At 71.7% G+C, this 24707-nt stretch carries 27 protein-coding genes and 1 tRNA gene; 11 read left to right on the forward strand and 17 right to left on the reverse strand.

Annotated elements, in window-relative coordinates; genetic code table 11:
• Positions 1-176: 176 nt before the first annotated feature.
• The 4 genes from FHX81_RS20990 to FHX81_RS21005 form a co-directional block, all read right to left on the reverse strand.
• A complete protein-coding gene (locus FHX81_RS20990) occupies positions 177-1925 on the reverse strand; it encodes a sodium/solute symporter (protein ID WP_425473890.1) in 1749 nt (582 codons plus the stop codon).
• Between the two features lie 35 nt (positions 1926-1960).
• Positions 1961-2401, reverse strand: a complete 441-nt coding sequence (locus FHX81_RS20995; RefSeq protein WP_141979772.1) for a hypothetical protein — start codon at positions 2399-2401, stop codon at positions 1961-1963.
• Entirely contained in the window at positions 2398-3273 is an 876-nt protein-coding gene (locus tag FHX81_RS21000; protein ID WP_425473834.1) for a LytR/AlgR family response regulator transcription factor, read from the reverse strand. The genes FHX81_RS20995 and FHX81_RS21000 overlap by 4 nt, the downstream gene beginning before the upstream one ends.
• Positions 3274-3334: 61 nt before the next feature.
• Entirely contained in the window at positions 3335-4201 is an 867-nt protein-coding gene (locus tag FHX81_RS21005; protein WP_141979774.1) for a S49 family peptidase, read from the reverse strand.
• Between the two features lie 53 nt (positions 4202-4254).
• Between FHX81_RS21005 and FHX81_RS40660 the strand changes: the two genes are divergently transcribed.
• Positions 4255-4422, forward strand: coding sequence for a hypothetical protein (locus tag FHX81_RS40660; protein WP_170232115.1), 168 nt, complete (start codon positions 4255-4257; stop codon positions 4420-4422).
• A gap of 17 nt (positions 4423-4439) precedes the next feature.
• Here the strand turns inward: FHX81_RS40660 and FHX81_RS21010 are convergent, their stop codons facing one another.
• The 5 genes from FHX81_RS21010 to FHX81_RS21030 form a co-directional block, all read right to left on the reverse strand.
• On the reverse strand, positions 4440-5699 hold the full coding sequence (locus tag FHX81_RS21010) for a histidine kinase (protein ID WP_141979775.1): 1260 nt from the start codon (positions 5697-5699) through the stop codon (positions 4440-4442).
• A 186-nt stretch (positions 5700-5885) separates the two neighbouring features.
• Positions 5886-6146, reverse strand: coding sequence for a hypothetical protein (locus tag FHX81_RS21015; RefSeq protein ID WP_141979776.1), 261 nt, complete (start codon positions 6144-6146; stop codon positions 5886-5888).
• Positions 6147-6238: 92 nt separating this feature from the next.
• Positions 6239-7102 (reverse strand): Fpg/Nei family DNA glycosylase, encoded by an 864-nt coding sequence (locus FHX81_RS21020; protein ID WP_141979777.1) that lies wholly within the window; start codon positions 7100-7102, stop codon positions 6239-6241.
• 27 nt (positions 7103-7129) lie between these two features.
• Positions 7130-7564 carry a DUF983 domain-containing protein gene (locus FHX81_RS21025; RefSeq protein WP_141979778.1) on the reverse strand — a complete coding sequence of 145 codons (435 nt, stop codon included), beginning with the start codon at positions 7562-7564 and terminating at the stop codon, positions 7130-7132.
• 85 nt (positions 7565-7649) lie between these two features.
• Positions 7650-9035 carry a sigma-70 family RNA polymerase sigma factor gene (locus FHX81_RS21030; protein ID WP_141979779.1) on the reverse strand — a complete coding sequence of 462 codons (1386 nt, stop codon included), beginning with the start codon at positions 9033-9035 and terminating at the stop codon, positions 7650-7652.
• A gap of 248 nt (positions 9036-9283) precedes the next feature.
• Between FHX81_RS21030 and FHX81_RS21035 the strand changes: the two genes are divergently transcribed.
• The 3 genes from FHX81_RS21035 to FHX81_RS21045 all read left to right on the forward strand — a co-directional run bounded on the left by FHX81_RS21035 (position 9284) and on the right by FHX81_RS21045 (position 10328).
• Entirely contained in the window at positions 9284-9682 is a 399-nt protein-coding gene (locus tag FHX81_RS21035) for a DUF7674 family protein (protein WP_141979780.1), read from the forward strand.
• Between the two features lie 26 nt (positions 9683-9708).
• Positions 9709-9781: transfer RNA gene (locus tag FHX81_RS21040), tRNA-Gly, on the forward strand.
• Between the two features lie 118 nt (positions 9782-9899).
• On the forward strand, positions 9900-10328 hold the full coding sequence (locus tag FHX81_RS21045) for an OsmC family protein (RefSeq protein ID WP_141979781.1): 429 nt from the start codon (positions 9900-9902) through the stop codon (positions 10326-10328).
• 47 nt (positions 10329-10375) lie between these two features.
• Here the strand turns inward: FHX81_RS21045 and FHX81_RS21050 are convergent, their stop codons facing one another.
• A complete protein-coding gene (locus FHX81_RS21050; RefSeq protein WP_170232116.1) occupies positions 10376-11032 on the reverse strand; it encodes a hypothetical protein in 657 nt (218 codons plus the stop codon).
• Here FHX81_RS21050 and FHX81_RS21055 point away from each other — a divergent pair.
• The 6 genes from FHX81_RS21055 to FHX81_RS21080 all read left to right on the forward strand — a co-directional run bounded on the left by FHX81_RS21055 (position 11007) and on the right by FHX81_RS21080 (position 16851).
• Positions 11007-11558 (forward strand): hypothetical protein, encoded by a 552-nt coding sequence (locus FHX81_RS21055; RefSeq protein WP_170232117.1) that lies wholly within the window; start codon positions 11007-11009, stop codon positions 11556-11558. The two genes, FHX81_RS21050 and FHX81_RS21055, sit on opposite strands and share 26 nt — an antisense overlap.
• A 168-nt stretch (positions 11559-11726) precedes the next feature.
• Positions 11727-12326, forward strand: coding sequence for a hypothetical protein (locus tag FHX81_RS21060; protein ID WP_141979784.1), 600 nt, complete (start codon positions 11727-11729; stop codon positions 12324-12326).
• 116 nt (positions 12327-12442) lie between these two features.
• Positions 12443-13441: a hypothetical protein gene (locus FHX81_RS21065; RefSeq protein WP_141979785.1), complete on the forward strand. Its 999-nt coding sequence runs from the start codon at positions 12443-12445 to the stop codon at positions 13439-13441.
• Positions 13438-14568: an acyltransferase family protein gene (locus tag FHX81_RS21070; protein ID WP_141979786.1), complete on the forward strand. Its 1131-nt coding sequence runs from the start codon at positions 13438-13440 to the stop codon at positions 14566-14568. The genes FHX81_RS21065 and FHX81_RS21070 overlap by 4 nt, the downstream gene beginning before the upstream one ends.
• Positions 14552-15634, forward strand: coding sequence for a hypothetical protein (locus tag FHX81_RS21075; protein ID WP_141979787.1), 1083 nt, complete (start codon positions 14552-14554; stop codon positions 15632-15634). Before FHX81_RS21070 ends, FHX81_RS21075 begins: the two co-directional genes overlap by 17 nt.
• 110 nt (positions 15635-15744) lie before the next feature.
• Complete coding sequence (locus FHX81_RS21080) at positions 15745-16851, forward strand: hypothetical protein (protein WP_141979788.1); 1107 nt, start codon at positions 15745-15747, stop codon at positions 16849-16851.
• Positions 16852-16888: 37 nt separating this feature from the next.
• Here the strand turns inward: FHX81_RS21080 and FHX81_RS21085 are convergent, their stop codons facing one another.
• Genes FHX81_RS21085 through FHX81_RS21095 form a run of 3 tightly spaced genes read right to left on the reverse strand, consistent with a single transcriptional unit; the run spans position 16889 to position 21693 of the window.
• Positions 16889-18856 carry a glycosyltransferase gene (locus FHX81_RS21085; protein WP_141979789.1) on the reverse strand — a complete coding sequence of 656 codons (1968 nt, stop codon included), beginning with the start codon at positions 18854-18856 and terminating at the stop codon, positions 16889-16891.
• On the reverse strand, positions 18853-20337 hold the full coding sequence (locus FHX81_RS21090; RefSeq protein ID WP_141979790.1) for a polysaccharide pyruvyl transferase family protein: 1485 nt from the start codon (positions 20335-20337) through the stop codon (positions 18853-18855). Before FHX81_RS21090 ends, FHX81_RS21085 begins: the two co-directional genes overlap by 4 nt.
• A 54-nt stretch (positions 20338-20391) precedes the next feature.
• A complete protein-coding gene (locus tag FHX81_RS21095; protein WP_170232118.1) occupies positions 20392-21693 on the reverse strand; it encodes an alginate O-acetyltransferase AlgX-related protein in 1302 nt (433 codons plus the stop codon).
• Between the two features lie 365 nt (positions 21694-22058).
• Here FHX81_RS21095 and FHX81_RS21100 point away from each other — a divergent pair, with 365 nt between their 5' ends.
• A complete protein-coding gene (locus FHX81_RS21100; protein WP_141979792.1) occupies positions 22059-22433 on the forward strand; it encodes a hypothetical protein in 375 nt (124 codons plus the stop codon).
• A 142-nt stretch (positions 22434-22575) separates the two neighbouring features.
• Here FHX81_RS21100 and FHX81_RS21105 read toward each other — a convergent pair whose 3' ends face one another.
• The 4 genes from FHX81_RS21105 to FHX81_RS42110 all read right to left on the reverse strand — a co-directional run bounded on the left by FHX81_RS21105 (position 22576) and on the right by FHX81_RS42110 (position 24703).
• Positions 22576-23235: a response regulator transcription factor gene (locus FHX81_RS21105; RefSeq protein WP_141984049.1), complete on the reverse strand. Its 660-nt coding sequence runs from the start codon at positions 23233-23235 to the stop codon at positions 22576-22578.
• Entirely contained in the window at positions 23132-24049 is a 918-nt protein-coding gene (locus FHX81_RS21110) for a sensor histidine kinase (protein ID WP_141979793.1), read from the reverse strand. Before FHX81_RS21110 ends, FHX81_RS21105 begins: the two co-directional genes overlap by 104 nt.
• A gap of 221 nt (positions 24050-24270) precedes the next feature.
• A complete protein-coding gene (locus FHX81_RS21115) occupies positions 24271-24447 on the reverse strand; it encodes a DUF397 domain-containing protein (protein ID WP_246107907.1) in 177 nt (58 codons plus the stop codon).
• A 73-nt stretch (positions 24448-24520) separates the two neighbouring features.
• Positions 24521-24703: a DUF397 domain-containing protein gene (locus tag FHX81_RS42110; RefSeq protein WP_246107908.1), complete on the reverse strand. Its 183-nt coding sequence runs from the start codon at positions 24701-24703 to the stop codon at positions 24521-24523.
• Between the last annotated feature and the right edge of the window lie 4 nt (positions 24704-24707).

Consider the following 24707-nt stretch of genomic DNA (forward strand, 5'->3'; position numbering starts at 1 on the left):
CGGATCGGTGTGGTTATCTTCACCCGATCGAGACCTATGCCCACTCTCGGCCACTGACCAGTTAGGCCGAGCGGGGACATCGCAGGTCATCACGGGGTGACGCGGGTCCGGGAGGCTCCGCACCAGGCCTAGCCGCGTGCCGCCACCTCAAACACCGCTGTGAGGCAGTTCACAAATCAGGAAGAAGGGCTCACGTCGTCGCCGCGCGCCGCTCGCGAGTTCTCCTCGGTTCCGCCGAAGCGCGACTCCCGGTCGCGCATGAAACCCAGCGGATCCGGGGCGTGGAACCGCAGCAGGATCTGGTTCACGTCCTCGGGCTTGCGGCGCGCGGTCAGCTTGCTGATCATCACCATGGTCAGGAACGCCACCGGCACGGTCACCAGCGCCGGCTGCGAGAACACCGACGGCGCCCACTGCCCGGTGTAGGAGCTGACCACCGTGACCACCTGCGAGGCGATCACCAGCCCGCCGCCGACCACGAGACCGGCCATCGCGCCGACCCACGTCAACCCGCGCCACCAGATGCCCAACAACAACAACGGGCAGAACGTCGACGCGGCCAACGCGAACGACATCGCCACCGTCAACGACGCGTCCGCCCGCGGCAGCACCAGCGCCAACCCGATCGCCACCGCGCCCGTCAGCACCGTCGCCCACCGGAAGTCGCGCACCTTGCCCGGCAGGATGTCCGTCGACACCACCCCCGCCACCGACACCAGCAGACCCGACGACGTGGACAGGAACGCCGCGAACGCCCCCGCCGCCACCACCGCGCCGAGCACCTGGCCGAGCAGGTTCGGCTGCATCGTGGTCGGCAGCAGCAGCACCGCCGCGTCCGTCTTCCCCGTCACCAGCAACTGCGGCAGGTACTGGCGCGAGATCACGCCCAGCACCGTCGGGAACAGGTAGAACAGCCCCAGCAGGTACAGCACGTGCAGCGCCGTGCGCCGCGCCGCCCGACCGTCCGGGTTGGTGTAGAACCGCACCAGCACGTGCGGCAGCCCCATCGTGCCCAGGAACGTGGCGAAGATCAGCGAGTACGTCTCGAACAGCCCGGACAGGCCCTCGGTCTGCGGCCGCAGCCAGTCGTGGTTCGAAGTCGGCGAGCCCTCCACCACCGGCACCGGCGAACCCGCCGCGAACCGCAGCTCGGTGTCCGGGCCCACTTCGTACAGGCCGGGCGTCCAGTACACCCGGCCGTCGGTCGGGTAGCCGTCCACCAGCCCGGTCGCGGACAGCTCCATGGGCACGTCGACGCGCACCCGCACCGGGTCGACCGTGGTCACCTCGACCCGCTCCGGGAACCGCAGCACGCCCGAGGCGTCCACCGGCTGCGCCCCGTTGCCCGGCCCGGCCAGGAACAACGTGAACAGCACGAACGTCGGCGCGGCGATGGCGAACAGCTTGCCCCAGTACTGGAACGCCTGCACCAGTGTGATCGCGCGCATCCCGCCGCCGAGCACGTTCACCACCACGATCACGGTCACGACCACACCGCCCAGCCACGCGGGCAGGCCGGTGATCGTGTTCAGCGTCAACCCGGCCGACTGCAACTGCGGCACCAGGTACAGCACGCCGATGCAGATCACGAAGAACGTGCAGAACTTCCGCAGGTTCGACGGTCCCAGCCGCGCCTCGGCGAAGTCCGGCAACGTGTACGCGCCCGACCGCCGCAGCGGCGCGGCCACGAACAGCATCATCGCCAGGTACCCCGCGGTGAAGCCGATCGGGTACCACAGCGCGTCCACGCCGTCCTTGAGCACCAGCCCCGCCACGCCCAGGAACGACGCGGCCGACAGGTACTCGCCGGAGATCGCGGCGGCGTTGCGGGTGGCCGGCACGGCGCGGCGGGCCACCAGGAAGTCCGGGGTCGTGTTCGCGCGGCGGGAACCCACGTAGCCCAACGAGAACGTCAGCACCGCCATCACGCCGACGAGCACCAGGCTCCACGGGTTGTCGATCACCGGTCCACCGAACTCACGAAGTCCTGCTCGTGCCGCTCGGCCAGTCTCCGGTACGCGTAGCCGACGCCGTAGCACAGCGGGAACGGCAGCAGGCCCAGCAGCAGCCACGGCAGCCGCACGCCCACGAACTCGACCTCCGCCAGCCACGGCACCGCGTAGAACACCACCGGCAACGTCGCCAGCAGGAGCAACGTGGTACCGCCCAGGGCCAGGCCCGTGCGCAACTGGGTGCGGATCAGGTCGCGGATCAGCTTCTCGCCGACGCTGGTCTGCTCCTCCAGCTCGATGATCGTGCGCAGCACCCGCCCGCGGCCGCGCGGGTCCGCCAGCACCACCCGCCGGCGGCGGTTCTTGCGCGCCGAGACCGACAGCCAGGCGTCGCGCTCGGCCGGCTGCGGCTGGTCCGGTTGCCCGGGTGGGCCGGAGTGCTTGGTCATCCCCAACTGCTCTTGGGGGGGCGCACGATCCTCTCCTTCAGCTCACGCGTGTGCCGCCGGCTGACCGGCAGCTCCTTCGCGCCCTCGCCGGAGCCGATCACCACCGCGTAGCCGTTCGACGTCATCCGCAGCTCGGTCACCAGTGGCAGCGCCACCAGGTAGGACCGGTGGATGCGGACGAACCCGGCGTTCTCCCAGCGCTCCTCGAGCTGCGCCAACGGGATGCGCACCAGGTGGCTCGCGCCGTCGTTGGTGTGCAGGCGGGCGTAGTCGCCCTGCGCCTCCACGTAGCGGACGGTCGCCCGGGGCACGAGCTTGATGGTGCCGCCCAGCTCGACCGGGATCACCTCGTCGTCCTGCGGTTCCGCCGCGGTCGGCTCCGGGGTGGCCGCCGGAGTCGCGGCGACCCGGTCGACGACCCGCGAGATCGCCTTGTTGACCCGGTCGGAGTTGATCGGCTTGGTCACGAAGTCCAGCGCGCCCACCTCGAACGCCACCACGGCCTCCGAGTGCTCGACGCCCGTGACGAACACCAGCGCGGGCGGCTGGCGGAACGCGCCCAGCACGCGCGCGAGGTCCGTCCCGCTCAGGCCGGGCATGTTGATGTCGGCGAACACGGCGTCGACCGGCGGCAGCCCCGCCCGGGTGCGGTCCATCACCTCGACGTCGTAGTCACCCCGGAGGATGCGCAGTGCCTCGGCCGCGTCGAAGGCCGTGAGCACACGTCGAATGTGCGGGCTGCTCTCGAGCAGGTACTTGATCTCGCTCAGACCGGGCGCCTCGTCGTCCACCGCCAGAACGAGGAGGCCGGTGCTGTCCGTGCGATTGTTCACTGCGCTACTCATCACTGGGGTGCTCACTGTGCCGCGCATCTTGCCGACCCGGCGGGGTCGCTGTCTACGCCGGTTGCCGGACGGCCACCGGGGCGTGACCTCACAACCCGAATCGCGACCAGCGCGCCCGCTCTTCCAGCGCCGCCAACCCCTCTGCCAGGAAGTCCCCCGATCGGGTGGTCGCGCCGGCGAGTCCGAGGCGGGCCAGGAGCGGCCGGCGCGGCTCGGCGATCGCGATCTCCGCGTCCGGGTAGCGCTTGGCGACGACGCTGCGCAGCGTGCCGAGGCCGTCGACCAGCCCGAGTTCGACCGCCTTCGCGCCCGTCCACACCTCGCCGTTGAACAGCTCGTCGTCCGTCGCCGTCAGCTTCGCGCCGCGGCGCTCCCGGACCCACGCCACGAACTGCTCGTGCAGCTGCGCCTGGAGGCCCTTGAGCCACTCGACGTCCTCGGGCTTCTCCGGGCTGAACGGGTCGAGCCGCACCTTGTTCTCCCCGGCGGTGTGCACGCGCCGCTCGACGCCGTAGCGCTCGATCAGCCCGTTGAGGCCGAACCCCGCGCTCACCACGCCGATCGAGCCGACCAGGGACGTGCCGTGCGCGTAGACCTCGTCGCCCGCGCACGCGAGCCAGTAGCCGCCGGAGGCCGCCAGGTCCTCGCAGAACGCCAGGACCGGCACCTTCTTCTTCGCGGCCAGCTCGCGGACGCGCTCGGCGACCAGCGCGGACTGGGTCGGCGCGCCACCGGGCGAGTTGATCAGCAGGGCGACGGCGACCAGCCGGTCGTGCTCGAACGCGCGGGTCAGCGCGCTCTCCACGGTCTGCATGCTGATGGTGTTGCGGGCCATGGGTGTCGGCGTCGGCGTGATCACGCCGTGCAGTCGGACGGCGGCCACCACGGGTCCGCGCTCGGTCCGCTCGGCGACGATCCTGGGCAGCCGGGCCGCGATCTTGTCCGTCACGCTCATGGCTCCGACCTTACGTGTCAACGCGAGGGTGGTGACACGGCTAACATCGACCGGTGACGTTCAACCCGTTCCGGTGGCTCGAACGCTACGTCGAGTGGTGGGACGACCGGGGCCGCAAGAATGCGGACGGTCCCACCGCCATGCACGTCTACTGGATGTGGATCACGTGGAGCGTGTGCGCGGTCATGACGGTGACGGTGCTCGCGATCGCCGCCGCGTGACCCGGCCGGGCCGCTGATCAGGCGTTCACGACGGGCTGCTCGGTGGTGTCCTCCAGCCGCGGCGGCACCAGCGGCAGGTTGGTCTGCACGCCCGGCCGGTACTTCGGGATCTTGAGGATGATCTTCATGCCGGCGTCCGGCGCGGTCTCCACGACCAGCGCGTAGTCGTCGCCGAACACGGCCCGCATCCGGTGGTTGATGTTGCCCAGGCCGACGTGCGCGCCGGTCTGGTGGGCGTCCTTCAGGTCGTCGAAGAGGCGGTCCGGGTCCATGCCGACGCCGTCGTCCTCGACCGAGATCAGCGCTTCCGCGCCGTTGTCCTCGGCGATGATCGTCAGCTCGCCGCCGCCGGGCTTCTTCGCCAGGCCGTGCCGCACGGCGTTCTCCACCAGCGGTTGCAGCACCAGGAACGGCAGCACGACCTGGAGCACCTCGGGCGCGATCTTCAGCCGCACGTTGAGCCGCGACCCGTACCGCGCCTGCTCGATGGTCAGGTAGCGGTGGATGTTGGTCAGCTCGTCGGCCAGCGTGGTGAAGAAGCCGTCGGTGCGGAACGAGTACCGGGTGAACTCGGCGAACTCCTGCAGCAGCTCCCGCGCGTGCCCCGGGTCGGTGCGGATCAGCGACGAGATCGTGTTCAGCGCGTTGTAGACGAAGTGGGGCGAGATCTGCGCCCGCAGCGCCCGCACCTCGGCCTGCGCGAGCGCCTGCCGCGACTTCTGCAGCACCTCCAGCTCGAGCTGCGTGGAGACGAACCGCGCGGTCTCCTCCGCCATCCGGATCTGCCGCTTGTTCGCCACCCCGCTGACCACGATCAACGTGCCGGCGACGTCACCCTCCACCACCAGCGGCACGATCACGGCGCTGTGCAGCGAGCACGGACCGGGCAGCTCGCACTCCAGCTTCCGGTGCTCGACGTGCTCCTTGTGGCCCTCGCCGATGGCGCGCTCGATGAACGCGCGCAGGAACTCGTAGTGGTCGTTGGCGCCGCCGTCCCAGGACAGCAGCGTGCCCTCGTGGTCGGTGATGCCGACCGCGACGCACCGCAGCATCTCCCGCAGGTGCGGGGTCGCCTTGTTCGCCGCGTCCTCGGTCAGGCCCTCGCGGAGGTCGGCGGACGCCTTGGACATGCGGTGCAGCATGTCCATCACGGCGTCCTCGACCGACGTGCTCACGCGGCGGGCACGGCACAGCATCACGAAGAGGCCGAGAACGGCCAGGGTCGCGATGAGTCCGAGCACAGCGCGCTCGGTCAGGAGGTCCCGCACGGCGTCCATGCTGTGCCGTGGGGCCGGTATAGGCAAGGGGCGCGGCGGGGCGAGACGTGCACATCCGATGAATTGGCGGCAACCGTGGCGGAACGCTTACCCGATCGGGTGATCACCAGGACTTGCGCTCACGGAGCGTGGGTGCGACCCGATCACTCGGGCCGCACCCCTCGATCGAGGCGTCCCGTCCCCCGGTCAACGCGCACCGGTCGTCGTGGTCGTGGTGGGCTTCTCCGACTCCTTGCACTTCAACCCCGTCACCAGGTCCTCCAGCGCCGGGTGGTCGAGGAGCTCGAGCCGCTCGAGCACCTGGCAGATCACCTCCGACACCTGGTCCTGCTGCAACTGCGGCGGCGCGGGCTCCGGGGAGGCGGCCGAGACGGCGATGGTCGAACCGGCGAACGTGGCCAGTCCCATGGTGGTACCGATCAACGCGGCGGCGATGCGCTGGTTCACAGCTCCTCCAGTTGTCGTGCGGACTCCTGGAGGAAGTTCCCGCCACGGCGGCGCTCAGCCGACGAACGGCGCAAGCCACTCGTCCGTGTGACCTACTTGAGCAGCCGCGACATGCGCCGGTCGGCCAGCGGCTTCCCGCCCGTCTGGCACGTCGGGCAGTACTGGAAAGCCCTGTCCGCGAACGAGACCTCGCGCACGACATCACCGCACACCGGGCACGGCAGACCGGTCCGCGCGTGCACCCGCAGCCCCGACCGCTTCTCACCCTTCAGTGTCGCCGCGGACTGGCCGACGGACCGCGCCACGGCGTCGTTCAGCACGGAGACCAACGCCTCGTGCAGCCGGTCCAGCGCCTCCGCCGACAGCTTCCCCGCCGTCGCGTACGGCGACAGCCGCGCGGTGTGCATGATCTCGTCGGAGTAGGCGTTGCCGACGCCCGCCAGCACCGCCTGGTCGGTCAACGCCGTCTTCAGCCGCTCGGTCCGACCGGAGAACAGGTCTTCGAGCTGGGTGCGCGTCACGGACAGCGCGTCCGGTCCCAGCCGCGCGATGCCCGGCACGTCCGCGGGGTCCTCGACCACCCACGCGGCCAGGCCCTTCTTCGTGCCCGCCTCGGTCAGGTCGAACCCCGGCCCCTCGCCCGGCGGGCCCAGGTGCAGGCGCAGCGCCAGCGGACCCCGGCCCGGCTTGGGCGGTGCCGCCGACAGGTGCTCCGACCAGCGCAGCCACCCGGCCCGCGCCAGGTGCACCACCAGGTGCAGGCCGCCGCAGTCGAGGTCCAGGTGCTTGCCGAACCGGCCCGCGCCGGTCACCTCGCGTCCCTGGAGCTCGGTCCACGGTGGCGTGAACGTCTTCAACACCTGCAACGACGCGACGTCCACCCGGTGCACGCGCCGTCCAACGGCGTGCTCGCGCAGGTGGTGGGCGAGCGCCTCGACCTCGGGCAGTTCCGGCACCCCGACAGTGTCACCCGCGAACGGCCGTCAGTCGACCGGTTGCAGCGGACCGTCCAGGTCGGGCAACGAGTACATCTCGATCTTGCGGGCCACGTTGGCGACCTCGTTGCGCACGGTCAGGAAGCCGCGCACCGAGCCGACCCACCGCTCCGGCGGCAGCTCCTCGGTCTTCTTCGACTCCGCCGCCACCAGCCACGGCCGCCGCACCGCCCAGCGCACCGGGAAGAACAGGAACACCAGGATCAGCGCCACGATCAGCCACGCCGGCACGACGACGTCCGGCGGCGTCCACGCCACCAGGATGACGCCCATCCCGATGACGATGGCGAGCATCAGCACGCCCGGACCGTGGCCGCCGCTCACGTCGTGCTCGAAGTCGGCGTCGGTCGACGGGTTGCGCCACTCGATCTGGCTGCGCACCGTCCACATCCGGCCGTCGGCCCCGCGCACCAGCCGCGTCATCACCGTCTCCTCAAGACGTCGAGCGATCACTCAGCGTTCCCCACGCTACCGGCAAAGTCTTGCACCTCGTGGGTGAAACCCGCCGTCACCGGGGCCCGAGGCGGCCCGGTGTCGGCCGCAGCGTCACGGTCGTCGGCGTGAGCGTCCGCTTCGACGGCTCGGTCGACGTGGTCGTGCCCGCCGACTTGGGCGGCTCGGTGCTGGTCACCGCCGTGGTGCCGGTCGTCGTGGTGGCCAGCAGCACCGTGCGGGTCGGATCCGGCGTCGGGTCCGGCGACGACGTCGTGGTCACGTCGTCGAGCGAGCGCGCTGCGGCGGGCGGGGTCGAGCCGGTCGGCTCCACCGGGGGCGGGGTGGCCGCGGTCGCCGTCGTCGTCGGCGCCGGGGGCTGCGCCCGGGCCGCCTTCGTGTGCACGACCTGCCGCGCGTCGACCGGCGGTTCCGGGGACGTCGCGCTGGTCGCCGTGCCGGTCGCGGTCGGGGTCGGGGAGCACAGCGCCAGCACGTGCTCACCGGGCGCGCCCTCCGGACCCGACTGGACCAGCGCCGGCCCGGGCGCGCCGGTGAACGTCCCGGCCACCACCCCGAACAGGCCGACGGCCGCCGCCGAGGCGGTCGCCGCCAGCGCGAGCTTCACCCGCCCGGTCAGCCACGCGGCCTTGCCCGCCACCACCGGGCCCACCACCGCCGGACCCACCACCGCCGGGCCCAGCAGCGCGGTCGCCGCCACCGGCACCGCGATGCTCGCCGCGTGCGCCCGCAGCGTCGAGCACACCTCGACCAGCTCGGCGTGCAGCGCGTTGCAGGAGGAGCAGGTCTGCAGGTGCTTGCGGATGCGCTTGCGCTCCGCGCCCTGCGCGCCGCCGGCCGTGTAGGAGCCGAGCTTCGCGACCACCGAGTTGCACGCGCGCGGCCCGGTGTCCGCGGCCAGGTGCGCCTGGAGGTACGCCGCCCGCAGCCCTTCGCGGGCCCGACGGGCCAGCGCCGCCATCGCGTTCGGGCTCAGGCCGAAGCTGGGCGCGACGGCGGCGGGCCGCTCGCCCTCCACCTCGACCTGCCACAGCACCGTGCGCCACCGCTCGGGCAGGCTGGTGAACGCGCGGGAGATCAGCGCGTGCTCCGGTCGGTTCGCGGTGACGTCCGGGAACGGCTCGACCCGCTGGCTGAGCTCCTCGTCGTCCACCGGCACGTCCCGCCGCCGCCCGCTCCACTCCCACGCCACCCGGCGCGCGACGGTCAGCAGGTAGGTGCGGACGTGGTCGGTCGGGCCGTTGCCCCGGCGGATCGCCTGGAGGACCCGGAAGAACGCCTCCGCGGTCAGGTCGTCGGCCTCGGCGTGCTCGCGCACGTGCCGGAGGGCGAACCGGCGGACGGCGTCGGCGTGGCGGGTGAACAGCTCGCCGAACGCGCCGTCGTCGCCCACCCTGACCCTGGCGAGCAGTTCCCGGTCGAAATCGGCATCTCCGGCCATCCCGCCCGGCACCTCCCGCCCTGCACCTGGTCCAGTGGTCAAGATGCCACAGTCGGCTGGTTCCGGCCCGAAGCGATAGCGAGCCGATACCGAACACCCGACGGACGACGTCGGCCGTTCGGCCTAATCAGGGCACCCGCGCGGTCCGGCGGCGACGCTCGCTGCCGGTGACGGGGCGGTCACGGGTGGGCGTCGGCTGGTCGCCGACCGCGCTGCGGGACCACCGGTGACGAGTACGCTCCTGCCGCGTGGTCGATTGGCGCGCAAGGGCTTCCGCCCTCCTCCCCGAGCTGAGCGCCGTTGTCGAGCGCGAGTCGTGGTCCTGCCACGTGTTCCTGTCCGAGCTGTGGCAGCTCGCGCTGGACGCGCACCGCGACGGCGACCGCGAGGTGCTCGGCCGCGTGTACGGCTTCGCGCACTGGTGCTTCCGCCAGCCCGAGCGGTTCCTGTCCGACGCCTCGGTGGTCAGCTTCTACGAGCACGTGTTCGACGAGTGGGAGCTGCGCGACGAGGTGGCGCCGTGGCTGCCCGCGGAGGTCGTGGACCGGGTCCGGCCGCTGTGGGAGTGGCGCTGGCCGAAGGAGCGGTTGACCGAGGTGGACCGGCTGCTGGCGCAGTCGGGACCCCCCGGTCGAAACGCGGTTTGAGGGTGGTCTATAGTTGTCACCAACAGGCGGATGTAGCGCAGTTGGTAGCGCATCACCTTGCCAAGGTGAGGGTCGCGAGTTCGAGTCTCGTCATCCGCTCTTCGAAAGGGCCCCGGTAACCCACCGGGGCCCTTTCGCATGTCCGGTGACGGCACGTCCCGGTGATCACCGTTAGGTTGGCGTCGAAGGTTTCCTCGTCGAAGACGGAGTTGCGCACATGGCCACCACCCGCAAGGCGACCACGCACTGGGAAGGCAACCTGCTCGAGGGCAAGGGCAACGTCGCCCTCGAGTCGTCGGGCGTCGGCGCGTTCGACGTCAGCTGGCCCTCCCGCGCCGAGGCCGCGAACGGCAAGACCAGCCCGGAGGAGCTGATCGCGGCGGCCCACTCGTCCTGCTACTCGATGGCCCTCTCGCACGGCCTCGCGCAGGCGGGCACCCCGCCGCAGCAGGTCGACACCTCGGCGGAGGTGACGTTCCAGCCCGGCACCGGCATCACCGGCATCCACCTGACCGTCACCGCGGTCGTGCCCGGCCTGGACGCCGAGGGCTTCGCGGCGGCCGCCGAGAACGCCAAGCAGAACTGCCCGGTGAGCAAGGCGCTCGCGGGCACCGAGATCACGTTGACGGCCACCCTCCAGCAGTGACCCCGGCCGACGGCTGACCTCTTGGTACCGGCCTGATACCCGAAGTGTCAGGCCGGTACCAGTCGTCCGGGAGGATTTGACCCCCACGGGTGAGGCCGGTAGTCGTTGGGGATGCTCACGGCGTTGGGTGGTTCCGGCCGGTTCGCCTTCGGCGCCTTGATCGGCGCGGCGGTCGCCGCCCTCTTGGCGGCGCACGGCAGCATCGCCCGGGCGCCACGCGGCCTGGAGCCGACCGACGCCGGCGAGGTCGTGGTCGTCAAGCGCAGCGAGCAGCCGAGCCGCACGGTCACGGCGACCGCCACCACCGGGCCCAGGAGCAGCACGTCCGGCACGACCACCACCACGACGACGTCGGGCAGCAGCACGACCACGACGACGACCACCTCCGGCGTCACCACCACGACGACGAGTGTGACGACCACCACGACCGTGCGGCCGACCACGACCACCACACGGCGTCCCACCACCACTACGACCACTACGACGACGACTCGCAGACCCTGCGGGATCATCTTCTGCTGATCGCCCGGCACCGGATCACCGAACGTGTTTTGGCAAGATCGAGGCGTGACGTCCAGCCAGGTGCCCACCCAGCCCCAGCGAACCAACGACACGCCCACGGTCCGCGTGCAGCCCGTCGCCCCCGCGCCGGAACCGGCTTGGCCGACCACCGAGCCGATGACCGCGACCAACCTCCCGCCCATCCCCACCTCCCCCGCCGCCGCTGCCACCACGAAGTTCGAGCCGGTGACCGGCCTGTCCAACGGCGCGTTCGGCGGCGCGTTCAACGGCAGGCTGAACGGCTCGGCCAACGGCACCCCCGCCCTCACCCCGGCCGCCAACGGATCCCCCGCCGCACCGGCCACCAACGGCTCGCTCTTCGCGCCCGCACCGGCCACCAACGGGTCCGTGCTCCCGCCCGCGCCCGCCGCACCCGGCGTCGACCCCGCAGCGGCCTTCACCCCGGCCCCGGCACCCGCCGCACCGGGAACCGCGCTGCCGGCCTCCCCGCCCAACGCCCCCGCGCCCGGCACCCCGGCACCCGCCGCCGACGCGCCACCCGCGGCCGAGCCCGCCCCGGTGACCCCCGCCCAGCCGACCGCCGCCCAGCCGACGCCCGCCCAGCCGGCCCCCACCGCCAAGCCGACGCCGCCACCCGCACCGCGCAGCCGGTTGCGCCGGATCGCGCGCCGCATCGTCGGCCCCACCCTGCTCACGAAGAGGAGCTAGGGCTCCTCCGGCCGGCGACCGCCCGGGCGGTCGGTCCGGTGGCACAGCGTGTCGGCGGCCACCAAGCGCGCCGTCGTCACCCATAAGAGTGTCGACCTGTGTCACCATCTGACCAATCCTCGAACCGAGCCGCCTGGTCGGCTGCTGATCCCTGCCGGAGCCAACGCCATGCGCACGTCCCGATTCGCCCAGGTGGCGGTCGCCCTGGTGCTCGTCGTGGGCGCCGGGATCGCGTGGGTCTTCGGCGGGGACGGCGGGGACCCGAGCCGACCCCGGACCGACCAGGTGCAGGGGGATCCGCGGCGGCCGGCCACGCCGAAGCCCAACCCGCCGCTGGTCCAGCCCGGGGGCACGGTGCTGCTGGACACCGCGGACACGTTCCGCAACGTCGAGAAGGCGCAGGTGCTGGCGCCGCGCGACCTCGAAGTCCTCGAACCGCACGTGTCGAAGGTGACCCTGCTGGTCACCGACAACACCGGCGTCACCACCGGGATCTGGCTGTTCGAGCTCAAGTCCGGGCAGGAGCCCGCGGCCGCGCTGGACGCCGTCACCGGGCTCTACACCGACTCGGGGTTCGAGACCCTGTCCGTGAACCCGATCGTGCAGGCGGTAACGCCGCCGACCGGTACCACGACCTACCGGGCGCACTACCTGAGCAGGCACGGCCTGATCCGGGTCGAGGCCTACGGACCGGACCCGGAGGCCACCCGGGTCGCGTTCACCGACCTGCTCAAATCCCAGCTTGACAACACTCCTCAGCTCTCGTGACCGGGCCGCCCGGTCCCTGACATAGCCTGCATCGGGGTCCGGGGGGACACACAGCGCACCACCGCGGCCGATCGCCGCACGCCAGGCGAACGAGCACTTACAGCAAGGAAGGCCGCATGTCAGAGCAGCACGTCGGGCCGCCGCACGGGCCGTCGAGCACGACAGCGGTCGCCCGTGCCATCGGCATCGTCATGGTCGCCTACAGCTTCCTCTGGGGTCTGTGGCCGGACGTGCACGGCGAGCTGTTCGACCCGGTGGTCGAGGTGCGCGAGTGGTTCAACCGGCCGGTGGGCCTCGGCGAGGACTTCGGGCCGCTGGGCGTGATGCTCCTGCTCCTGGTCTCCGGCTACCTCGGCACGAGCCGCGACGCGGACGTGGTGCACCGGCTGGTCCGCGTCTACGTGCCGCTCGTCGCCGGCGCGGTGCTCGCGGCCGCGTTGATCGCGCTGCACGTGGAGGTGCTGCCCAACCGCACCGGCGCCGTCCCCGTGCCGACCGACGTGCTGTGGGACCTCACGCTGGTCGCCCACCTCGCGCCCGGCGCGCCGGCGGTGCTGGCGCTCGGCTGGGTGCTCACCGTGGAGCTGATCACCGTGGTCACCGGCGCGCTCACCAAGCTGCACCGGCACGCCTGCTGGCTGGTCCCGGCCGCCCAGCTCGCCGTGGTCGCCGCCCTGGTCCCGTTCACCGAGGGCCTGTGGCTGTCGTTCCTGCCGGTCGCGGTGATCGGCCAGCTCATGGGCAGCCGTGGCCGCGTCCCGAACGCCGTCGTGCCCGGTGCGCTCGGGATCGCCGCGTGGGTGATCGTGGCCTGGGCCGAGACGCGGTCCGACCTGGTCAACGGCTGGTGGTACCCGCTGGCCGCCTGCTACGCCGTGCTGTTGTTCGCCCTGCTCCTGCGGGTCGGCACGACCCACCGCGCCGTGCTGTGGCTCGCCACCCGCGCCCGCTGGCTGCTGGCCGCCACCGGCACGGTCGGCTGGGCCGTGCTGCACGTGTCCGCCGCCGCGCCGTTCGCCGTCTCGGCCGCCCTGGCCACCGCGGCCACCGCGGGCGCCGCCGAGGCCGCCCACCGCGTCGGGACCGCCCGCGCCCTCGCGAGGGTGCCCGCGTGACCGCCACCGAGACGCGCGCCACCCCGACCGCCAAGACCGGCTACCTGCACGGGCTCGACCTGCTGCGCGTGGTCGGCGCGGTGATCATCGTCTACACCCACCTCGGCCGGTGGGTCACCGGCAAGAAGATGCACACACCGGTCGGCGACTTCCTCAACCTCGTCACCGGGTCGTTGCACACCCGCCCGGACCTCGGCTTCATCGGCGTGCCGCTGCTGCTGCTCATCTCCGGCCTGGTCGTGACGAAGGTCTCGTTCCGCGAGAGCCCGCTGGAGTTCGTGCGCCGGCGCGCCGTGCGGATCATGCCGCCGCTGTGGGCCGGAGTGCTGCTGGCGTTCCTGATCGCCTCCACCGGTCTGGTGCCGGAGATGGTGCGCTCGAACGCCGCCACGTTCTCGAACTTCTTCAAGACCCTGTGGTTCGGCGCGTACTTCATCCCCGGCTCGGCGCTGCTGCTGCCGGTCATCTGGACCCTGCTGCTCCAGATGATCTTCTACTGCTACACGGCCGCCACGATCCCGCTGTTGCGCCGGTGGCCGTGGCTGCCCTCGGCGCTGGCCGCCGCGTTGATCTCGACCATCACGTCGCTCGTGCCGCAGGCCGCCGCCGGGCCGCTGCGGACCATGGTCGCGTTCATCCCGATCGTCTTCATCGGCCAGATGATCTCGCTGGCGCACTCGAAGAAGGTCTCGTTCGGCACCGCGCTGCTGCTCGGCGCCGTCCACTTCATGCTGTTCGTCCGCGCGGACCTGGTCAGCACCGGTATCTTCCGCCCGGGTGGTGGATACCCGATCACGCTGCTGATCATGATCATGGTGGTGTCGCTCTGCATGACGGCCGACGGCCCGCTCGTGCGGTCCCCCGTCATCAAGGCGCTCGCCAAGCGGACCTACAGCTCCTACCTGGTCCACATGCCGGTCAGCTTCGCGGTGATGACCTTGCTGCACAAGGTGATCGGCGTGGGGTGGGCCATGGTCGTCGCGTTCGCCGCCATGGTGCTGGCGACCGAGGGCTTCTACCGGTTGGTCGAGAAACCGCTCGAGCGCCGGCTCGCCCGCCGCGCCCGGCGGGCACGCACTGCTGCTGCACCTGAGGAGAAGAGGGACCGCGATGGCCTGGCAGGATGAGTTGGCCGCTCTGGACGAAGCCTTGGCCCAGGGCCGGATTACTGCCGACCAGCACCGGTCCGAGCGCGACCGCATCCTGGCCGCGGTGTCCAGCGCGCCGGCGGCGGGTGCGCTCAAGTGGCAGGCGAGCAACCCGACGGCGGCCGGTCAGGGCGCGCCCGCGGGCGACGCCGACCGCACCCAGGTGGTGCCCGGCGGCGACCCGAACAAGACGGCGTACGTGCAGGTGCCGCGCGGCGGTTTCCCGCCGCCCAACCAGCAGGCGCCCCAGCCCCCGCAGCCCGGCCGGCAGCCGGGTCAGCAGCCGGGCCAGCAGTTCGCGCCGGCCCAACCGGTCGCCCCGCCGTGGGCGAGCCCGGACGCCGGGTTCGGCAGCACGGGCCAGAACTGGGGCTACGCCCGGCAGGGACCGGAGGTGTTCGAGGACACCGCGTCCGGCGGCGGCAAGAAGTGGCTGCTGGTCGGTCTGGTGGTCGTGCTGCTGCTCGCGGGCGGCGCGGTCTGGTACTTCGGGTTCAACGGCGGCGGTTCCGACCAGGCGGGCACGACCTCGACCGCGGCCAGCACGCCGAAGCCCGAGCCGATCAAGCTCGACCGGCTGCCGAACCCGCCGGGCCAGGCCAACGAGGCCAACACCGGCGAGTTCACCCTGGACGAGGCCAAGACCAAGAAGATCGTCGGCGCGAACGAGCAGAAGGCGGTCGCCGCGGCGGGCACCGGGAAGTTCCCGCACAAGTCGTCCAGCGACAACGGCCTGGGCTACGCGGTGAGCGCGTTCCCCACCAAGGACGACGGCGCGGCCACCGAACTCGGCGACGCGCTGGTCCGCCAGAACACCTCCATCGGCATGGCGCCGCTGAAGCTGTCCGGTGTGCCGGAGAACGTGTCGGTGATGCAGGTGCGCCTGCCCGACTCGAACCAGTACCTGCTGCGCGCGGTGTACGTCACGGGTGACACCACGGTCCGCGTCGGCCTGCTCGGGTCGGCCAAGCTCGCCGAGCCGAAGGTGACCGAGGCGTTCGACAAGTTCCTCAAGCAGGTGCTGGAAGCCGTGCCGGCGAAGTAGCACCGCACGGAGTAGGACACGGCAAGGTTGCGAAGTGCCATGCGCGATGAGGCGGTATCGCGTCATCGGTGACAATGGCTCCCGCCTGAGCACACCGGGAGGGGCGGTACATGTCCTGGCAAGAGGACTTGCAGGAGCTGGACAACGCGCTGGCCAGCGGGAAGATCACGGCCGACGAGTACCGCGTGCGGCGTGACCAGGTGCTGGCGAACGCGTCCGGCCCGCAGCCGCAGCAGCCGCCCTCGCCGTTCCCCGAGCCGTTCAAGTGGAACAGCGGACCGGACGCCACGCAGGTGGTGCAGCCCGGCCAGGCGGACCGCACGCAGGTGGTGCGCCCGGACGTCCCGCAGCAGCAGCCCGGTGACGCCGACCGCACGCAGTACGTGCAGCCGGTGGCCGTCCCCCGCCCGGACGTCGACCGCACGCAGGTCGTGCCGCAGGGCCCGACCAGCGGTGGCTTCCCGGCCCAGCCCCAGCCCGACTGGTCCGGTGGCGCGTCGACCCCGCCGTGGGGCGGCGGGGACTTCGGCGGCGGCTCCCCGTGGGGCACGGCGGGTCCGGAGGTCTTCGAGGAGGAGTCCGGCGGCAAGGGCCGGATCATCGCGGTCGTGCTGGTCGTGGTGCTGGTCGTCGGCCTCGGTTTCGGCGCCTACATGATCTGGGGCCGCGGTTCGGGCACGACCGGCGCGGGCGGCACCAGCTCGCAGACGCCCTCCACCACCACGGTGACCACCACGACCCCGCCCAAGCGGACACCGGACGGCCCGTTCGTCGAGGTGCCCGGCAAGCTCAGCCAGTTCAAGACCCTGTCCATCGAGGACGCGCTCGCGGCGAAGCTGCCCACGCTGGAGGAGGCGCAGCTCGTCCAGAGCGGCGGCGCCACCGAGGTCCGGTACGTGGTGTCCAGGGACGAGGCGACCAAGCTGGTGCAGGGCATCTGGGCGTTCCAGACCGACCGGCCCGACGCGCTGCTCAGCACCGTGGACAACCTGTACGCGGCGGCGAACTTCCAGGTCGTGCCGGGTGCGCCGACCGGTGTGATCGCCCGCAACCTGGCGCTGACGCCGCAGAACCCGACCGCGATCTACCGCGCGCACTACGCGGTGGACGACTTCGTGGTCCGCGTCGAGGCGTACGGCCCGGACGAGGCCGCGGCCAAGGCGGCGTTCGACGAGCTGCTCGCGCGCCAGCTGGAAGAGCACCCGCCGACGTCCTGACACCGGTGGGAGGGGCCCGGTCCGGGCCCCTCCCCGGTCAGCGTTCCCGCGGCGGCGGCGCGATCCCGGCCTCGGCGAGCACCTCGTCCAGCTCGCGCCGGAACGCGGACCACGAGAACCGCTCGTCGGCGATGCGCAGCAGCTCCCGCTGCACGTCCAACCACAGCTCGTCGTCGGTCAGCAGGGCGTCCACCCGGTCGGCCAGCTCCGCGGTCGAGTCCGCCACCAGGTACTTGGCGAGGTCGCCGAGGTGCAGCCCCTCCGCACCGACGCTCGTGGTCACGAACGGCAGCCCGGCGGCCATCGAGTCGAGGAACTTCAGCTTGATCCCGGTGCCCAGCCGCATCGGCACCACCTGGAGGCGGTAGCGGCCGAGCACCCACGCCGGGTTCGGCACCCGACCGACGATCTCCACGTGCGGCGACGCGAGCGCCTTGACGGCGGGTGTCGGGTCCGCGCCGACGACGCCGAGCCGCAGGTCGGGGTGCCTGGCCAGCAGTGGCGGCAGCACGTCGCGCACCAGGTCCAGCACGGCGATCTCGTTGGGGCTGCCGGGTCCGGCCATGAAGCCGCCGAAGTAGGCGATGCCCGTGCGGGACTCCACCCCCGGCACGTGTCCCGGGCGGTCCGCCGGGTAGCCGACCACCTTGACCGCCGTGTCCGGTGCGACACCCCGGGCCCACTCGGCTTCCTGCTCGGTGACGCAGATGCCGATGTCGGCCCAGCGGAACGCGGCCTCCTCGACCGCCCGCTGCTCGGCCGCCTCGACGGCGAGGCGGGTCCGCTCGACCGGTGACTCCGCGTGCTCCACGTACTGGTCCATGCGCCGGTGGAACAGCGACTCGGAGTCGTAGACCTTGACCGCCTGGGGCTGGCTCTCGGCCACCGCGTCGGCGATCCACTGGAAGTTGTGCGGCCGGGCCGCGATGACCACGTCGTAGAGCCCGGCGCGTTCCCGCAGCACCTGGAACGGGTTGGCGTGCACCCACACCACCTCGATGCCCTGCTCCAGCAACGCGGGCGCGTACTCCGCGGCACGCATGAGGTCGCGGGCCAGCAGGGTGATCCGCCGGTTGGGCGCGGCCAGCGCCTCCAGCATCCGCTGGGTGCGCGGGTCACCGCTGCCCCGGTCGGCGTTGGGCACCCGGTCGTCCACGACCAGCACCCGCTCGTCCACCAGCACGTCGCGGGCCAGGTAGAACCGCGGCGAGGGCCGGTCCGGCGCGGGCAGCGCGGGACGCCCGGCCAGCTCCGCGCCCCAGCGCCGCAGGAACGTGCTGTGGTTGACCTTCATCAGGTCGTTCGCGACCTCGGAGTTCGACGACCCGTGCCGCTGGTGCACCACCGTCGACTTGGGCTCCACCACGGTGGACCACCCGGCGGCGCGCAGGCCGAACGCCAGGTCGACGTCCTCGAAGTACGCCGTGTCGTAGTCGGTGGAGAACCCGCCGACCTGGTGGAACGCCCGGCGGCGGACCAGCAGGCAGGCCGCCGACGCGTAGTCCACGGCGTGCGGGAACAACGCCTCCTCCGGTCCGAGCGGTGCGCCGTCACCCCACGCGCGGCACCAGCCGTCGGCGTCCACGACGGAGCCGAACTCCTGCACGGCGCCGGACTGGTCCCGCATCAGCGGTGCCACCGCGCCGACCGACGGCTGCCGGTCCAGCACCTCGATCAGCGGCTCCAGCCAGCGCGGGCCCACCTCGACGTCGGCGTTGAGGAAGCAGATGTAGGGAGCGCGGGCGTCCAGGACACCCAGGTTGCACCCGGCGCCGAACCCGATGTTGCGGTTCACCACGTGACCCCGGGCGTTGCGCAGGTGGTCGCGCACCCACCGGTCGGTGCCGTCGGGCGAACCGCTGTCGACCACGATCACCTCGTGCGGCACGGTGGTGTGCTGCTCGACCAGGTACAGGCAGTGGTTGAGCATGGCGCGACCGCCGTAGGACACCAGGACGATCGACACCAGCGGAGGGGTCTCGACCTCGTAGGCGGCGTCGGTCACGAGCCCGCCTTCCGGACGCGCCCGTACACCGACCGCAGCGGGTCGCTCCAGCGCAGCAGCTTGGTGCCGCGCAGGGCGGCCAGTTCCCTGCTGTCGTGCTCGTACCTCGCCGTCAGCTCGTCGATCGCCGCACGCCACTGGACGTGCACGTCGTCGCGTTCGTTCTCGGCCTGCTCCAACCGTTCCACCAGTGCGACGCGCTCGGCGGCCTGGCGCTTGCGCAGCTGCCGGTACGCGCGGCGCAGCAGCTCGTTCTCCCTGGCCAGCTCGGCGATCCGGGCGGCGGGGTCACCGCCGCGCTTCTCCCACGACGCGAGCGCCAGCTCGGCGACGCGGTCGAAGTGCGCGTCCACGGCGGCCTGCAGGCGGCGAAGGCGCTCCGGGTCGGCCTCGCGGCCGAACGCGGCCCGGATGGCGTTGGCCAGGGTGTCGGGGTCGACGGCCCGCTGGTCCGGTGCGCCCATGGTCTCGGCGAGGGCGCGCAGCTTGCTCTGGTCGGAGAGGTCGAGCACCACCCAGGGCTTGCCGAAGACGAACGCGGCGATGTTGGCGTGGAAGCTCATCGCGACCACACCGGCCGAGCCCTTGATGGCGGCCAGGATGTCCTCGGGCGGCTGGCCGCCGGGCATCCGGTAGACGGTGCGGTGCGGCAGGCGGGCCGCGAGCGCGTCGGCGAACCGGTCGTCACCGTGGCACGGTCCGGTCTCCAGCAGCACGACGTCGGCGTTCACCGCCTCGGCCAGCGTCCAGTCCAGGACCTTGGCGATGTCGGCGGCGCGGTGTACCGCGGACCGGTTGGCCTGCACGATCAGCGCCGGCCGATCGGTCGGGTACCAGCCCATGAACCGCAGGTACCGCAGGCGCTCCTCCAGCACGGCGGGCTCGACCAGGCGGTCGAGCAGGAAGCCGAGGTCGGGCACCACGGCCACGTCCCGCTCCACGCCGCAGGCCCGCAACCGCTCCAGCGACAGCTCGTCCCGCACCGCCACGTACTCGCGGCGGGCGGTGGCGTCCTTGATCATGCCCGCGTGCTCGGCGGAGGGCACGAACGGGATCCCGACCGCGTTCCACACCACCGGGTGCTCGGCCTCGTAGGCGCCGAGGCCGTCGACGAAGTACCGGCTGGGCGCACGGGCGGCCAGTGCCTCGGCGGTCGTGTGGTAGGCGTCGGCCAGCAGGTCGTCGCGGAAGTGGATGATCTCGCCGCCGCCGATGAGGGTGAGGTCGACCTCGGTCGACAGCTCCGCCACCCGCCGCGGGCTCCAGTCACCCAACGAGTCGGCCACGAACCCGCCGTCCATCCGGCACGGGTGCTCGTGCCCGTAGGGCGAGTACGGGCGGACCCGCCACCCCGCCAAGCGCCGGGTGATCTCGTGCTCGGTCACCCGCGGGAACAGGTGGTCGCCGAAGTTGTCGAGGTCGAACGTCCCCCACACCGCGACCGTGCCGACCGGCCGGGTCGTGTCCTGGCTGTTGCTCACACGTCGAGACTGTAGTGAGGGCGTTCGGGGCGGACGGGTCGGTCGGCCATGTCGTTACTTTGGCCGGGCGGCGAGAGTAGCGCCGATCACACCGATCACGTCCTGGTCCAGCATCGGGTTGACGCCGCTGACCAGGCTGCGCTCGGACGCCTCCAGCACCACGACGTTCCTCCCGGCGAGCATGTCGGCGACCCGCTGCGGGTTCTGCGGCACCTTGTCGGTGTTCTGGAGGGTGAGGTCGGAGAACGGCGCGACCAGGTCCCGGAGCACGTAGAGGCTGAACGAGTCGCCGAGCATGCCGACCGACGTGTTCACCATGCCGGTGCCGGGCAGCTGCACGTACCGCTTGGGCTCCTCCTGCGGCTTGGCCACCGCGCGGGAGCGTGAGCGCTTGCCGTCCGGCGCCAGCTTGTGGGTCGTGAGCTGGACGTTCTCCGTCCGGCCGAGCAGCCTGGACAGGTCGCCGGGCACCTCAACGACGTCGCCGTCCTCGACCTTCCAGGTCTTGGTGGCGCCGGGGCGGATCCGCTCGACGATCGCGCGGACCGCCACCAGGCCGCCCCGGTAGGTCCAGTGGGTGTCCAGTCGCGAGTAGACCGGTTCGCCGGTCCGCCGGGCGGCGGCGTCCAGCCCCGACCGCAGGTCCAGCGCGCCGGTCTCGGTCGAGAGCCTGCGCCAGAACTCCTCGCGGGTCCGCGCCGCGCAGTCCGCGCCGTAGTACCGGGTGGGCAGGTGCTCGGGCACCGCGGTCGACTTGTTGGGCGCGACGACGAGGACGAACTGCCGACCGGACGACTCCACGGCCGTGCGCAGGTCGCGCAGCCTGCCGAGCACCTCGTCCAGCGAGCGGGTCGGGTTGCACGCGCCGCGCATGTCCTCGCCGAAGTACAGCCAGCCGCGCCTGCCCTCGATCACGTCGGGGAAGTCCGAGGGCATCGGGGTGTCGCGGTCCTCGGGTTCGGGGGTCGGCGGCGCGGGCGCCTGCACCGGACCGGCGACGGTCGTCTCCCGCTGGAGCTTGGGCGGCTCGCCGAACACGCCGCGGCTGATCCCGTCGGCCGCGATCACGGCCTGCTGCCGCAGCGGCAGGTGGTCGGTCGCCCAGGCGTCCAGGCCGGTGAAGAAGGCCCAGCCGTCGGTGACCGACGGGAACTCGGCGAGCTTGCGGTTCTCGAACTCACCGGGGCGGACGCCCGCGAGCAGGAGGAACGCGGGAGTGCAGAAGAAGATGATCGCGAGGGTCAGCGCGGTGCGCTGGCGGCTGCTGTGCCGGGGCCGGTAGAGAACGTGCTCGCGGGGCAGCAGCGACTCGGGCACCGGCGGGAGGCTCAGAGGCTTGGGCGGCTCGGTGCTCACGCCGAACAGCGTAGCCGGCGGACGGATCACCTGTTCGGGGTTCACCTCAAGGAGCGGATTGACGAACGGCGGCGCGTGCAACCCACCGGCCATGGCAGACGTCTCTTCGGGTGACCGGACAGCCGATGCGGCGGAGGAACGACATGTGGCCCACTGTGATGCTGGTCACTTCAGGGGCGTTGGCTTTTTTAGTGCGAACCGTCCGGGTCCTGCGATCCGCATCGAAATCGGAAGCTGGGCAACCCCGTATTGAGACCGCCCCGCCGGCCTAGTCCCTATGGCGGCTTGTCCACTTGCCGTACGATCATTTCCGGGTCGTACGACCTGTGCCTGCTAGGGGACCTCAGAACAGAGGTAGGTGCGTCATGGATCTCGCACTGAGTAAGGTCATCGAGCTGCGCGAAAGCGGGTTCCAGTTCCTCCACCTCCGGGACGAGGACGGACAGCTCGACCGCATCATGGCGTTCAAGCAGCGCAGAGGGTTCATCGACTCCATCCTGTTCTGGTCGGAGACCGAGGCCCGCGCGGGCAGGCTGCCGGCCGTCCGGGACAGCCAGCGCGCCGCCCAGGCCGTCTGGATTTACGAGGGTCCGCTGGTCGAGGCCGTGGACCGGCTGCTCGACCTGCCCGAGCCCGGCTCGCGCAACGCACCGACGCTGATGAAGAAGACGGCGTCCGACCTCGCGGTCGTGACCACGCTGCCGTTCAAGCTGAAGCTGCCGCCCGGCGCTATCGCCTAGTCATCCCCGGTTAACGTCACCCGCCGCACACACAATGCGGCGGGTACCGGCGTTTCGGTCACTGTCCGTGATTTTTGTGCGATTAACGCAGAAGTTTCGTGGCCGGTCCATGTGCATCCAGCACGTTCCCAACAATGAATATTCACCCTCGGCGCGGGGACACCAAACCTGATTCGTAGGCGAGCACGACGAGTTGCGCGCGGTCCCGCGCACCCAGTTTGGTCAGCACCCGGCTGACGTGGGTCCGGGAGGTGGCGGGGCTGATCACGAGGTGCTCGGCGATCTCCTCGTTGGACATGCCGGCCGCGACGAGCGCCAGCACCTCCCGCTCCCGCGCGGTCAGCTCGCGCAGCGCCTTCGGGTCGGGACGGCGGTGCTCCGGGCGGTTCGCGAACTCCTCGATCAACTTACGGGTGACACTCGGTGCGAGGAGTGCGTCACCCTCCGCGACCACCTTGAGGGCGTGCAGCAGCTCGACCGGGTCGGTGTCCTTGAGCAGGAACCCGGACGCGCCCGCGCGCAGCGCCTCGAACACGTACTCGTCCACGTTGAAGGTCGTCAGCACCAGCACCTTCACGTCCGGCAGCTCGGCGCAGACCTGCCGGGTGGCGGCCAGGCCGTCGGTGCCCGGCATCCGGATGTCCATCACCACGACGTCCGGCCGGTGCTCGTGCGCCTGCCGCACCGCCTCCGCGCCGTCACCGGCCTCGCCGACGACCTCGAACCCGTCCTCGGTGTCGAGCAGCAGGCGGAACCCCGCGCGCACCAACGCCTGGTCGTCGGCCAGCACCACCCTGATCACCACGAACCTCCCACGGTAGGACCGCCCTGACGGTGAAGCCCCGGTCCCGCCCGACACCGGTCGACGGGCCCGCGTCCAGCGTGCCGCCGAGCGCCTCCACCCGTTCCCGCATGCCGCGGATGCCGGAGCCCGCGCCCTGCGGCGGCTGGTCGGACCGGGCACGGCCGTCGTCGGTGACGGTGAGGACCAGGGCGTCCCCGGTGTGCTCGAACGAGATGACGATCTCGGACGCGTCCGGCGCGTACCGCAGCGCGTTGGTCAGCGACTCCTGCACCACCCGGTACGCGGCGGCGTCGACCGGGGCGGGCAGTGCCCCCGGTGTGCCGACGACCCGCGCGATCGGCACCGGCCGCACCAGCTCGTCCAGCCGGTCGAGGCTGGGCGCCGGCGTCGTGCCCTGCCCGGTCCGCAGCACGCCGAGGGTCGCCCGCAGGTCGTCCAACGCGCGACCACTGGCTTCCTTGATCGCCTTGAGCGCCTTCACCGCCTCGTCGGGACGGCGGTCGGCGACGTGCGCGGCGACCCCGGCCTGCACGTTGATCATGGCGAGGCTGTGCGCGACCACGTCGTGCACCTCCCGCGCGATCCGCAGCCGTTCTTCTTCCACCTGGCGGCTCCGCTGTTCGAGGACACGCGTGCGGCGCAGGGAGAGCACGGCGACGGCCGGTGCGGCGATCAGCGGACCCCAGTGGCCGGTGACGTAGTAGAGCCAGGTCGACCCGCCGGTGATCGCGATGACCGCGACGGGGAAGCGCTTGCGCCAGATCAGCGGCACGAACGTCGCCGCGAACCAGACCCACGCCAACCACGCCATGCCGACGACGGTACGGGACCTCGACGCAGGTCAGCGTCGTGCCGGAGGCGGCACGCGCCCGTACGTCAGGCGTCGTACGCGCCGTGATCAGCAGCGCTCCGCATCGCGAGCCGCGACGAGTTCGGCGGCGACATCGATCGCCGGGTCTTCCACGGCCGGCGGCATCGCAACCGGACCGGTGCGAACCGGCGCGATCACGTGACCGGCTACCACCAACTCGCTCAGGCGTTGAACTTCCCGCACTTGACCGCCTGCGCGAAGGCCACCCAGTCGGGCAGCGCCACGGTCGGACCGGCCGGGTTCTTCGAATCACGCACCCGTGCCGAACGGCCCGCCAGCGAGACCTCGACGCAGTTGCCGTTCCCACCGTTGTTGCTACGGCTGCTTTTGCGCCACACGGCGACACCCCTATCGTTCAGCGGCGCTCGACGCACAGCACCGACTGGTCGGCCTTCGTCGTCACTACGCGGCTCAGGCCCCGAACCGTCCGCGCTTGGCCGCGTCCAGGAACGCCTGCCAGTCGGGCAGCGCCACGGTCGGCCCTGTCGGGTTCTTCGAGTCCCGGACCCGAGCCGAACGGCCCACCAGCGAGACCTCGACGCAGTTGGAGTTGTTCCCGTTGTTGCTGCGGCTGCTCTTGCGCCACACAGTCACACCT

This window comes from Saccharothrix saharensis (genome assembly GCF_006716745.1).
GTDB classification, from domain to species: Bacteria; Actinomycetota; Actinomycetes; order Mycobacteriales; family Pseudonocardiaceae; genus Actinosynnema; species Actinosynnema saharense.